Source organism: Candidatus Accumulibacter vicinus, from assembly GCF_000584955.1.
GTDB lineage: Bacteria > Pseudomonadota > Gammaproteobacteria > Burkholderiales > Rhodocyclaceae > Accumulibacter > Accumulibacter vicinus.
In genome coordinates this window covers 209,855-220,877 of sequence record NZ_JDSS02000024.1, presented here as the reverse complement: position 1 = coordinate 220,877, position 11,023 = coordinate 209,855, and the positions used below count along the sequence as shown (strand labels likewise).

Genomic DNA, 11,023 nt, shown 5'->3' with positions numbered 1-11,023 from the left:
CCGGGGTAGCGTTCCTCCAGGCCGGCGCGTGCCTCGCTGGCACGCGCCGGCAAGTCGAGTCCCATCTCCTGCCGGGCGACGATCTGCGCGACCTGCGAGTAAAGGAGCTGAACCCGGCAGCCGGCGGCGAGCAGGCATTCGAGCAAGCGCACGCCATAGGGCATGCCGGAGGCGCCGGTGAAGGCCAGGCAGACGGTTTCAGGCATGGTCGATCTCGGGTTGTTGGGCTGGCAATTCTTCGAGCAGGCGTGCTGCAATCAGGCCGTTGATGATCCCGAAGGCGAGTGCCGCTGCCGAAAAGAAAGGGAGCAGCAGGAACAGGCCATTATGAGGAACCAGCCATAGCCGTGCCAGCAGCAGTTGCCCGCTGATGTGGGCAAAGGCCGCCAGGATGCTCCAGCTGACTGGCCCGAAGTAGCGGTGAGGCAGGCGCACGGCAACAGCCAGCATCAGCAGGCTGCACAGCGCGCCGCTGAGGCTCATGAAAAATCCGGGCGACAGAAAGTAACCCAGCAGCAGGCTGCCGGCGAAGACACGCAGGCCGCTCACCCAGACGGCCTCAATCCAGCCGTAGCGCGCCAGAACGATCAGCGTGACGATATTGGCCAGACCCGGCTTGACGCCTGGCAGAGGCATCGGGATGGCCGCGTCGATCAGCGACAGGCCGATCGCTGCAGCCGCGAGCTGCGCAATGCGGTGGTCGTCGGGCGTCGTGTGCAGTGTGATCAGCTGCTGGCGATCAGGCATCACTGGCCGTCGTCACGGTACCCGTCCGGTTCCGGCACGCTCAAGGTTCCGAGATGGCGCGGCCGCGCGAGATGAAGGCGACCGAATAGCCTGCCTGAAACTTGGAATGCAGGGCCTCGATGGTCGGTGGCGAGACGGGCGTCGCCGCTTCCCACTTGATCGCATAATTGGCTCCGGAACCGCCGGCGTTCTCGCGCAGTTCGATGAACAGTTCGAAGGTGCCAAACGGGGGAATCACCCTGGGTGTCGGCACCGAGTTGCGAATCAGGGTGCCCTCGGTATTGTAGTAAGGTGCCGCGACGACCCGGATCGGGTGGTTGGGGTCGGTATTGCGGACGCTGACCAGGACCGACAACAGGGTGTTGTCGGCGCGGCCCGAAGAGGCCACATTGCCATGCCGAATCTCGGAGTAGATCGGCACGTAGACCGTTTGCCCGCGGGTGGGCGGTTCGATTCCTTCGGCGAGTGCCGAGCTCATCGCGCAGGCGAGGGTCAGCGTGGCCGCCAGCCGGCAATGGCCAACTGAAGCAAAGCGGCGGAAAAGCGAGGAGGTGGCATTCATGACAGGCTCCTTGGAGGGGATCGTCGGATGGGCGATACCGGGGTGCAAGCCGGCATCACCCGACAGGGGAGGGAACGGTCATGGCTTTCATCCTTTCCGGGGTAGCTCAAAGCCATGGCCGTTAGATCTCAGATGAGTCGAACGCAGATCTCGCCGACGCCGGCGACGCCGGCTTCCAGCATATCGCCACGCCGTACCGTCGAGACGCCCGCGGGAGTGCCGGTGAAGATCAGGTCTCCCGCTACGAGAGTCACGTAGGTCGACAGCTGGGCGATGACTTCTGCGACTTTCCACGACATCTGTTCGAGATCGCCATTCTGCCGCAGTTGGCCATTGACCTTGAGCCAGATCGAACCGTGTGCCGGATGTCCGACGGTCGCCACGGGATGGATCGCAGCGATGGGCGCGCTCTGGTCGAAGCCCTTGCCCATGTCCCAGGGATGGCCCTTGTCCCTGGCACGTAGCTGCAGGTCGCGCCGGGTCAGATCGAGACCGACTGCGTAACCATAGACGCAGTCAAGCGCCTGTGTCGGGTCGATATCGGCACCACCTGCAGCCAGTGCAACGACCAGTTCGACCTCGTGCTGAAGGTTGTCGGTGGCTGGTGGATAGGCGACCTCCCCGCCGCCCGGCACCAGCGCATCGGCGGGCTTGCTGAAGAAGAACGGGGGTTCGCGGCGATCGGCGCCCATCTCCGCGGCATGATCGGCGTAATTGCGGCCGACGCAGTAGACCCGGCGGACCGGGAACAGGGTGTTGCCGCCGGCAACGGGAACGCTGACCGGGGGTGGGGGGGGAAAGACGTAGTTCATGGCGGCTCCTTGCGGGGGTCAGACCGGGTTGTCGATGTCGACGAATGGACAGTCAAGGCCGAAACGTTCGGCCAGATGGGCGGCCAGTGCCTGCACGCCAAAGCGTTCGCTGGCGTGGTGACCGGCGGCAAGGTAGGCGACGCCGGACTCGCGTGCCAGATGCACGGTCTGCTCGGCGATCTCGCCGCTCAGGTAGAGATCGACGCCGAGCGCGATGGCCTGTTCGAACAGGCCCTGTGCCGCTCCGGAACACCAGCCGACGCGGCTGACCAGGCGATCGCCGTCACCGATCAGCAGCGGCGGGCGCTGCAACTCGTGGCCAACACGATCGACGATCGCCGAAACGGTGGTCGGATTTTCCAGGCTGCCCAGCCAGCCGATGTCCTGCTCGCCAAAACGAGCGTCCGGGGTCCAGCCGAGTCGGCTGGCCAGTTGTACATTGTTGCCGAATGCCGGGTGGCCATCGAGTGGCAGATGATAGGCGATCAGGTTGATGTCGTGCTTGAGCAGCGTTTGCAGGCGCATTTTGCGCAGGCCGGTGACACGACCCTCTTCGCCGCGCCAGAACCAGCCATGATGGACCAGGATGGCGTCAGCGTCACGCTCGACAGCTGCATCGAGCAGCGCCTGGCTGGCCGTGACGCCGGCGACCAGGCGCCTGACTTCGGGGCGTCCTTCCACTTGCAGGCCGTTTGGGCAATAATCCCGGAAACGCCCCGGTTCCAGCAACTGCTCCAGGTAGCGTGTCAATTCTTGGCGTTTCATTTACTGGCTCCGATTTCGCCCATGCGCAGGCTCTGGTTGATTTTTGCACAAACGGTGACGATCAGTCTCGCGGTTCTCTTCGTGGTGGGCACGCTCAAGCCGGAGTGGCTGGACAAACCCTCCCCGGCCAATGTCGTGGCCCTGCAGGAGTCGGCCGTCGTGGCCACCGCTCCGGCCACCACCCCGACCTCGTTCCGCGACGCGGCGAAGAAGGCGCTGCCGTCGGTCGTGCATATCTTTACCTCGCAGAAAATCAGGACGCGGCGTAATCCCTTGTTTGACGACCCGATCTTCCGGCACTTTTTCGGGGACAACCCCGCAGGTGACGCGCCCAGGACTTCCGGGCTGGGTTCGGGGGTCATTGTCAGCCCGAATGGCTATATTCTCACGAACTTTCATGTGGTCGAAGCGGCAGACCAGATCGAGATCGCCCTCAGCGACGGCCGCAACCTCAACGCTCGCCTGGTGGGCAGTGATCCCGAGTCCGACCTTGCGGTCTTGCAGATCACCGAACACAACGGCAAGGAACTGCTGCTGCCGGCGATTACCCTGGGCCAGATGGACAACCTGGTGGTGGGAGACGTGGCGCTGGCTATTGGCAACCCCTTTGGCGTGGGTCAGACGGTGACCATGGGGATCATCTCCGCGCTGGGTCGCTCGCATCTCGGAATCAACACGTTCGAAAACTTCATCCAGACCGACGCGGCGATCAACCCCGGCAATTCGGGGGGCGCGCTGGTGGACAGCCAGGGTAACCTGATCGGCATCAATACGGCCATCTACTCGCGCTCGGGCGGTTCGCTGGGGATCGGTTTTGCAATTCCAATCTCGATTGCCAGGAATGTCATGGAGCAGATCATCCAGACCGGTACCGTGACCCGCGGCTGGATCGGCGTCGAGGCTCAGGAAATCAGCGTCGATCTGGCCGAGTCCTTCGGCCTGCCGGATACCAGCGGCGCCCTGATTGCCGGCGTCCTGCGCGGCAGTCCGGCCGATGCGGGCGGGATCAAGCCGGGAGACATCCTGCTCGCCGTGGACGGACGGGCGGTCAAGGATCCGCAGGGCATGCTCGACCTGATCGCTGCCCAGAAGCCTGGCGAAACGATTTCCTTCCGATTGCGCCGTCAGAACAACGTACTCGATACTACTGTCAAGATCGGCAAGCGGGCGCCACCGCGCCGCGAGCGCGAGTAGTCGGGGTCGTCGATGTGCCAGTTACTGGCCATGAACTGCAATGTCCCGACCGACATCTGCTTTTCCTTTGCCGGATTTCAGGCACGCGGCGGCGCCACCGATGTCCATGCGGACGGCTGGGGAATCGCTTTCTTCGAGGGTCGCGGCACGCGCGTTTTCCTCGACCCGCAACCGTCCTGCGTATCGCCGGTTGCCGAACTGGTGCGCAGCTACCCGATTCATTCCAAAAACGTCATCGCCCACATCCGCAAGGCGACCCAGGGGGTGGTTGCCCTCGAGAACACGCATCCTTTCATGCGCGAACTGTGGGGACGTTACTGGATTTTTGCCCATAACGGCAATCTGCCGGATTTTTCGCCGCAACTCGATGGCAGCTTTACTCCGGTTGGCCAGACCGACAGCGAACACGCTTTTTGCTGGCTGCTGCAGAACCTGCGTCAGCGCTTTGGCCGCCGGCCACCGAGTCAGACCCGGCTGTTCGACGCACTTCATCAACTCACCCTTGATCTGGGCGCGCGCGGCGCGTTCAATTATCTGCTGTCGAATGGCGACTGTCTGTTTGCCCACTGTTCCACCCAGCTCAGCTACATCATCCGTCAGGCGCCGTTTACCGTCGCGCACCTGCGCGATCAGGATTTGAGTATCGATTTCAGCGATGTCACGACCCCCGATGATCGTGTCGCAGTCATTGCCACCGTGCCGCTGACCGACAACGAGTGCTGGACGACGATGCCGAACGGCAGTCTGTGGCTGTTTGCCGAAGGGGTGCCGGTCAGGCATCAACTGACCGTTGCCGGGCCGGCAAAAACGTCTGTCTGAGCAATGTGGGCCGGCAGCGGGATCAGGCCTCAGGCTTGCGGTCAGTGTTCTGCTGCGCGCCGAGATCCTTGATCGCCGCATCCATCTGCTGAGCAGACAGGGGCGTCCAGTCGGCCACAGGGCTGCGCGGGGCTTCCGGGGCAGGCGGATCAATCGGCGTGGCGTGTGCCGAGCGCTCGCCGACAAAACGCGCGAGGAACAACCCCAGTTCGAAAAGCAGGCACAGCGGAATCGCCATCATCAACTGTGAAATCACGTCGGGCGGCGTGAACACGGCGCCCACGACGAAGGCGCCGACGATCATGTAAGGACGCCATTCCCTGAGTTTGGCGACTTCGACGATCCCGGCGTAGACCATCACCACCACGACGACCGGGACCTCGAAGGTCACTCCGAAAGCGACGAAGGTCGTGAGCACGAAAGAGAGGTATTTCTCGATGTCGGTCATCCAGGCGACACCCTCGGGGGCTACCTGTGACATGAACCCGAAGACGGTGGGAAAGACCAGGAAATAGGCGAAAGCCATGCCGACAAAGAACAGCAGCACACTCGCTGTCACCAGCGGCAGCGCCAGCCGCTTCTCATGGGCATACAGGCCCGGCGCGACGAAAGCCCAAACCTGATAGAGCACATAGGGCAGGGCGATCAGGAAGGCAAGCATCAGCGCCACTTTCATCGGCACCAGGAAAACGCCGATCACATCGGTCGCAATCATCTGGCCGCCTTGCGGCAGGGTTGCCAGCAAGGGCTGCGCCAACAGTGCATAGAGTTCCTTGGCCCAGGGGAAAAGGCAGATGAAGACGATGCCGATGGCGATCAGCGCCCGGATCAGGCGGTCGCGCAACTCGATCAGGTGCGAGAGGAAAGAATCTTCGGGCGCTTGCATCTCTCGATCAGACCGGTCGCTGCGGCTGCTCTGGGTTGGCGGCAGACACTGCAGCAGCGCTTGCCGGTGGCAGGGCATGGCTGGTCGCCGGGGATGGCGCCGTTGGTGCTGCCGCCGGCTGTTCGAGCGCCGCCATGGGCTGCAGGTCATCACTGAGGGCCTGCGCCGTCTGGCTGACCGCTTGCCGGGCAGCGTTCATTTCGGTGGTCAGACTCTGCTCGACGCTGCGTGCCGACTCCTGGAGTTCGCTCTGCAGTTTCTTCAGCTCCTCAAGCTGTATTTCGCGGTTGATGTCGGATTTCACGTCATTCACGTAACGCTGCAGACGGCCGAGCATGTGCCCGGCCGTACGGGCGACCTTGGGCAATCTTTCAGGACCGATCACCACCAGTGCGACGATGGCGATGACGATCATTTCGGAAAAGCCGATATCGAACATGGGTGGCCGTTGGCTCGGGAAAGGAGGGGAGGGGCGCCGGTGGGTGCGATGCCAGCAGGAAGGCCGCGGGCAGTTCAGGGCAGTGGCTGCCGCCACGGATCCTGTATTGCCTAGCTTCTGGTTTTCTCCCTGATCTCACCTTCGATGGTATGACCCGTACCAACCTGCTGCGGCGGTTGTTGAGGGGGGGGAGGGGAAGTCGGTGGCGTTGCGGGCTGGGCCTCAGCGGCCTTGTCCTCTGCAGTCGCGTCTTTGATACCGTCCTTGAAGCCCTTGACCGCGCCACCGAGATCGGATCCGAGGCTGCGCAGCTTCTTGGTCCCAAAAACCAACAGAACGATGATCAGAACGATCAACCAGTGCCAGATGCTGAAAGAGCCCATGTCAGGCCTCCATGAAGGTGAAATCGGGTGCAACGCTAGCGGACGCTCGGCACGACCCCTTGCCACAGTGGTCAGATGCGTTTGAGCATCGGTCCAACCGGCTCCGGTCCACCAACGACATGTGCGTGCAGATGCTGCACTTCCTGATGGCCGATCCGTCCGGTATTGATGATCACCCGGAAGCCATCCGGGCTGCCCTGTTCGCTTGCCAGGCGATTGGCGATGGCGAGCATCCTGCCGAGCACCGGCACGTCGGCCTCGGTGGCCGTCGCCAGCGAGGTGATGTGACGCCTGGGGATGACCAGCAGATGTACGGGACGAGCCGGGTTGATATCGTGAAAGGCAAGAATCTCGTCGTCTTCATGAACCTTGCGCGCGGGAATCTGGCCCCCTGCGATCTTGCAGAACAAGCAGTTTTCCATGTTTTCAGCCCTTTCGTGACTTCTTCTCGTCGATTCCAGAGATTCCCTCACGCCGACGCATCTCCTGCAGTACATCCTCGATCGACAGGCCATAGAAAGCGAGCAGCACCATCATGTGATAGAGCACGTCGGCGGATTCCCAGACCACATGCAGGCGATTACCCTCCTTGCCGGCCATGATCAGTTCGGCAGTTTCTTCGCCGATCTTCTTCAGGATCGCGTCCGGTCCCTTGGCCATCAATTGCGCCGTGTAGGAAGTTTCCGGGTCGGCCTTGCGGCGTTCAAGCAGTGTTTCCGAGATCCGGTGCAACATGTCCATGTTCATTTGCCGTAAATGTCCTCAGGGTTCTTGAGCACCGGGTCGACCGCAACCCAGGAGTCACCCTGCAGTTGATAAAAAAAGCAGCTTGTGCGGCCCGTATGACAGGCAATACCGCCTGCCTGGTCGATCGATAGCAGCAGTACATCGCCGTCGCAGTCGGTGCGCAGCGACCGCACGCGTTGCGTATGGCCAGACTCTTCGCCCTTGCGCCACAGACGCTGTCGCGAACGCGACCAGTATACCGCGCTCCCGGTGTTGATCGTCTCCTGTAATGATTGCCGGTTCATGAAGGCAAACATCAGGACCCGACCGCTGCTGGCGTCTTGTGCAATGGCCGGGATCATACCCTGCTCGTCCCATTTCAGTGCGTCGAGCCACTGCAGACCGGGATCGAGATCACTCACAGGCGAACCTCGATGCCCCGCGTGTGCAGGTATGCCTTGGCCTGATGAACCGTATATTCCCCAAAATGGAAGATGCTCGCGGCCAGGACGGCGTCGGCACGGCCTTCAGAAACGCCGGCTGCGAGATGCTCGAGATTGCCGACGCCACCGCTGGCAATCACCGGGAGATCGACGGCGTCGGAGACCGCGCGCGTCAGCGGCAGATCGAAACCGTTCCTGGTGCCGTCACGATCCATGCTGGTGAGCAGGATCTCGCCGGCACCGAGTTGCTGAACGCGGCGAGCCCAGGCGATGGCGTCGATGCCGGTGTTCCTGCGTCCCCCGTGTGTAAACACCTGCCAGACTCCCGGTGCCGACTGCTTCGCGTCGATGGCCACGACAATGCATTGATTCCCGACCTTGGCCGATGCCTCGGCAATGAGATCAGGATTCTCGACGGCTGCGGTGTTCATGCTGACCTTGTCGGCGCCGGCATTCAGCAGACGCCGTACATCGGCAACCGAACGGACGCCGCCGCCCACCGTCAATGGAATGAATACCTGTGCTGCACAGGCCTCGACGATGTGCAGGATGATGTCGCGCTGGTCCGAGGAGGCGGTGATGTCGAGGAAGGTGACTTCGTCGGCGCCCTGCTCGTCGTAACGGCGGGCGATTTCGACGGGATCACCGGCATCACGCAAGTCAACGAAGTTGGTGCCCTTGACGACCCGGCCGGCAGTGACATCAAGGCAGGGGATGATGCGTTTGGCGAGGCCCAAGGTCAGCTACCGCTCCGAGCTTGCCAGGAGGAGAAGACGGTCATGGCGTTGCGGCACGATCTGCTGTGGCCTGTGCCACAGCAAAATCGAGCGATCCATCGTAGATCGCGCGACCGGCGATGGCGGCGCTGATGCCTTCCTCTTCGACCGCGCAAAGCTGTCGGATGTCGTCGAGGCTCGACAGACCGCCGCTGGCGATGACCGGAATCAACAGGGCCTGAGCGAGTTTCACCGTAGCGGCGATATTGATTCCCGAAAGCATGCCGTCACGGCCGATGTCGGTATAGATGATGGCCTCGACCCCATAGTCCTCGTATTTCTTCGCCAGATCGATGACATCGTGACCGGTCATTTTCGACCAGCCATCAACCGCCACCTTGCCGTCTCTGGCATCGAGGCCGACGATGATGTGGCCGGGAAAGGCGCCGCAGGCGTCGTGCAGAAAGCCGGGATTCTTCACCGCGGCAGTGCCGATGATCACGTAACTGACGCCGTCGTCCAGGCAACGCTCGATGGTGTCGAGATCGCGGATGCCGCCGCCGAGTTGCACGGGAATGTCATCACCGACGGCCTGCACGATTTCCTTGATCGCTTTCTCGTTTTTCGGCTTGCCGGCAAAAGCGCCGTCGAGGTCCACCACGTGCAGGCGGCGCGCGCCCTGCGCCAGCCAGTGGCGAGCCTGTTCGCCAGGGGAATCGGAGAAGACCGTGACCTGGTTCATCAGGCCTTGCTTGAGACGGACGCACTGTCCCTGTTTCAGGTCAATCGCGGGAATGATCAGCATCTTGAAAGAAGATAAAGGTGGGTTGAGACAAGTAAAGTGTAAAACGTCTGCAGTCGATCAGGGTTTCCAGGCGACGAAGTTGGCCAGCATGGCGAGGCCCGCCAGGGCACTTTTTTCCGGGTGGCACTGAATGGCGAAGATATTATCCTGCGCCACTGCACTGGTAAAGGGGAGGCCATAATCGGTGCTCCCAACAACGCAGGCGTCGTTGGTCGGGGCCACGAAATAGCTGTGGACGAAATAGAAGCGTGTGCCATTGGCAATGCCCTTCCACAGGGGATGTTCCCTGGCCTGCCGGATCTGATTCCAGCCCATGTGCGGTACCTTGAGGCGGTTGCCGGCTGCATCGACCATGTACTCGGCAGGAAAGCGGCGAACCTTGCCGGCGATGACGCCAAGTCCTGGCACATCGCCTTCCTCGCTGTGCTCGAAGAGCATCTGCTGGCCAATGCAGATGCCGAGAAAGGGCTTGTTGCGTGCGGCTTCGAGCACTGCCGACCGCAAGCCGCGCGCCTCGATCTCGCGCATGCAGTCGGGCATTGCCCCCTGACCGGGGAAGACCACGCGCTCGGCGGTGCTGACTACCGCTGGGTCAGCCGAGACCAGCACTGTACGTCCGTTGGCGACATGCACCAGCGCCTGCCAGGCCGAGCGCAGATTCCCCATGCCGTAATCGACCACAACGATTGCGTTCTTGCCATCACCCTTGGCTGCATCATCCGCCAACATCACAGTGAGCCCTTGGTCGAGGGAATGCTGCTGCCGGCGCGCGGGTCTTCCTCGACGGCCATACGCAGCGCGCGCCCGAAAGCCTTGAACACCGTTTCCGCCTGGTGGTGCGCGTTGTCGCCGCGCAGATTGTCGATATGCAGCGTCAGCAAGGCATGATTGACCAGGCCCTGGAAAAATTCGTGTACCAGATCGACATCAAAAGCGCCGATCATGGCGCGGCGAAAATCGACATGAAACGCGAGACCCGGCCGGCCCGAGAGATCGACCACGACTCGCGACAGTGCTTCGTCTAGCGGTACATAAGCGTGCCCGTAACGACGCAGGCCCTTCTTATCGCCGAGGGCACTGGCCAGAGCCTGCCCGAGCGTGATGCCGATATCTTCGACAGTGTGGTGGGCGTCGACATGCAGGTCGCCAACGGCCGCAACTTCGAGGTCGATCAGCCCGTGCCGGGAAATCTGTTCGAGCATGTGGTCGAGGAAAGGCACGCCGGTCGCGAAGCTGCCGCGGCCACTGCCGTCAAGGTTCAGTCGAACGGTGATCCGGGTTTCGAGCGTATTTCTGGAAACTTCTGCTTGCCGCATCGGGTACCATTGCCGGGTGGCATTTCGGGTCTGGAAAAGGTTCAGCTTGCTGCTGCAAACCACAGGCCGATCATCAGCGTCGATCGAACGGTACGCATGATACCATTTCACGCTTCGCATGCATCCCGAACGGCCATGACTTTTCCAGGCATTCCCCGAACAGGAAGTCAGGATCGTTTTCCTCTCCCGCGAGTGGAAGGGGATTCATGAGTCGCTGACGCGACTTTCACATTAACTGGGCAGCCTTTCATGAGTCGCTACTGGAGTTCTCTCGTTCACCGTCTGACGCCCTATGTTCCGGGCGAGCAGCCCAGGCTGCCAAACCTCGTCAAGCTGAATACCAACGAAAACCCCTATCCGCCCTCGCCGCGTGTCGCTGCTGCAATTGCCGAAGAAATGGCGAATGGCGG

The 11,023-nt window shown here is 62.0% G+C and carries 17 protein-coding genes and 1 pseudogene; 3 read left to right on the top strand and 15 right to left on the bottom strand.

The genetic code is table 11. The features are described from left to right. From CAPSK01_RS22770 to CAPSK01_RS11630, 5 genes are all read right to left on the bottom strand, one after another. Positions 1-206 (bottom strand): flavoprotein (locus CAPSK01_RS22770; protein ID WP_034926489.1); only part of this gene is annotated, 206 nt, incomplete at its 3' end. After that, a complete protein-coding gene (locus tag CAPSK01_RS11645) occupies positions 199-747 on the bottom strand; it encodes a Gx transporter family protein (protein ID WP_273703553.1) in 549 nt (182 codons plus the stop codon). The genes CAPSK01_RS22770 and CAPSK01_RS11645, both read right to left, overlap by 8 nt. A gap of 40 nt (positions 748-787) precedes the next feature. Next, a complete protein-coding gene (locus CAPSK01_RS11640) occupies positions 788-1,309 on the bottom strand; it encodes a DUF3124 domain-containing protein (protein WP_034926488.1) in 522 nt (173 codons plus the stop codon). A 128-nt stretch (positions 1,310-1,437) separates the two neighbouring features. Then, the gene (locus tag CAPSK01_RS11635; protein WP_034926486.1) at positions 1,438-2,121 is read right to left on the bottom strand and encodes a fumarylacetoacetate hydrolase family protein; all 684 of its coding nucleotides are present in this window, start codon (positions 2,119-2,121) and stop codon (positions 1,438-1,440) included. Between the two features lie 18 nt (positions 2,122-2,139). Then, complete coding sequence (locus CAPSK01_RS11630) at positions 2,140-2,886, bottom strand: Nif3-like dinuclear metal center hexameric protein (protein WP_034926483.1); 747 nt, start codon at positions 2,884-2,886, stop codon at positions 2,140-2,142. Positions 2,887-2,907: 21 nt separating this feature from the next. On the opposite strand from CAPSK01_RS11630, the gene CAPSK01_RS11625 reads away from it, so the two are divergent. Together CAPSK01_RS11625 and CAPSK01_RS11620 are read left to right on the top strand one after the other, a co-directional pair. Next, the gene (locus CAPSK01_RS11625; RefSeq protein WP_034926481.1) at positions 2,908-4,080 is read left to right on the top strand and encodes a trypsin-like peptidase domain-containing protein; all 1,173 of its coding nucleotides are present in this window, start codon (positions 2,908-2,910) and stop codon (positions 4,078-4,080) included. A 12-nt stretch (positions 4,081-4,092) separates the two neighbouring features. After that, a complete protein-coding gene (locus tag CAPSK01_RS11620) occupies positions 4,093-4,899 on the top strand; it encodes a class II glutamine amidotransferase (RefSeq protein ID WP_034926478.1) in 807 nt (268 codons plus the stop codon). A 22-nt stretch (positions 4,900-4,921) separates the two neighbouring features. On the opposite strand, the gene tatC is transcribed toward CAPSK01_RS11620, so the two are convergent. The 10 genes from tatC to hisB form a co-directional block, all read right to left on the bottom strand. After that, positions 4,922-5,785 (bottom strand): twin-arginine translocase subunit TatC, encoded by an 864-nt coding sequence (tatC, locus tag CAPSK01_RS11615; protein WP_034926476.1) that lies wholly within the window; start codon positions 5,783-5,785, stop codon positions 4,922-4,924. Positions 5,786-5,792: 7 nt separating this feature from the next. Continuing rightward, complete coding sequence (tatB, locus tag CAPSK01_RS11610) at positions 5,793-6,224, bottom strand: Sec-independent protein translocase protein TatB (protein ID WP_034926473.1); 432 nt, start codon at positions 6,222-6,224, stop codon at positions 5,793-5,795. A 110-nt stretch (positions 6,225-6,334) separates the two neighbouring features. Then, positions 6,335-6,607: a Sec-independent protein translocase subunit TatA gene (tatA, locus tag CAPSK01_RS11605; RefSeq protein WP_034926472.1), complete on the bottom strand. Its 273-nt coding sequence runs from the start codon at positions 6,605-6,607 to the stop codon at positions 6,335-6,337. Between the two features lie 71 nt (positions 6,608-6,678). After that, complete coding sequence (locus tag CAPSK01_RS11600) at positions 6,679-7,029, bottom strand: histidine triad nucleotide-binding protein (RefSeq protein WP_034926469.1); 351 nt, start codon at positions 7,027-7,029, stop codon at positions 6,679-6,681. A gap of 4 nt (positions 7,030-7,033) precedes the next feature. Beyond that, positions 7,034-7,354, bottom strand: coding sequence for a phosphoribosyl-ATP diphosphatase (locus CAPSK01_RS11595; RefSeq protein ID WP_034926467.1), 321 nt, complete (start codon positions 7,352-7,354; stop codon positions 7,034-7,036). Beyond that, positions 7,351-7,755 (bottom strand): phosphoribosyl-AMP cyclohydrolase, encoded by a 405-nt coding sequence (gene hisI / locus CAPSK01_RS11590; RefSeq protein WP_273703552.1) that lies wholly within the window; start codon positions 7,753-7,755, stop codon positions 7,351-7,353. Before hisI ends, CAPSK01_RS11595 begins: the two co-directional genes overlap by 4 nt. After that, positions 7,752-8,513, bottom strand: a complete 762-nt coding sequence (hisF, locus tag CAPSK01_RS11585) for an imidazole glycerol phosphate synthase subunit HisF (protein ID WP_034926464.1) — start codon at positions 8,511-8,513, stop codon at positions 7,752-7,754. The genes hisI and hisF overlap by 4 nt, the downstream gene beginning before the upstream one ends. A gap of 40 nt (positions 8,514-8,553) precedes the next feature. After that, complete coding sequence (gene hisA / locus CAPSK01_RS11580) at positions 8,554-9,297, bottom strand: 1-(5-phosphoribosyl)-5-[(5-phosphoribosylamino)methylideneamino]imidazole-4-carboxamide isomerase (protein WP_034926462.1); 744 nt, start codon at positions 9,295-9,297, stop codon at positions 8,554-8,556. 57 nt (positions 9,298-9,354) lie between these two features. Continuing rightward, a complete protein-coding gene (gene hisH, locus CAPSK01_RS11575; protein ID WP_273703551.1) occupies positions 9,355-10,026 on the bottom strand; it encodes an imidazole glycerol phosphate synthase subunit HisH in 672 nt (223 codons plus the stop codon). After that, positions 10,026-10,613, bottom strand: a complete 588-nt coding sequence (gene hisB, locus CAPSK01_RS11570; protein ID WP_034926770.1) for an imidazoleglycerol-phosphate dehydratase HisB — start codon at positions 10,611-10,613, stop codon at positions 10,026-10,028. The genes hisH and hisB overlap by 1 nt, the downstream gene beginning before the upstream one ends. Before the next feature lie 249 nt (positions 10,614-10,862). Here hisB and CAPSK01_RS22765 point away from each other — a divergent pair. Further along, positions 10,863-11,023: pseudogene (locus tag CAPSK01_RS22765) on the top strand (histidinol-phosphate transaminase); the annotation flags it as partial.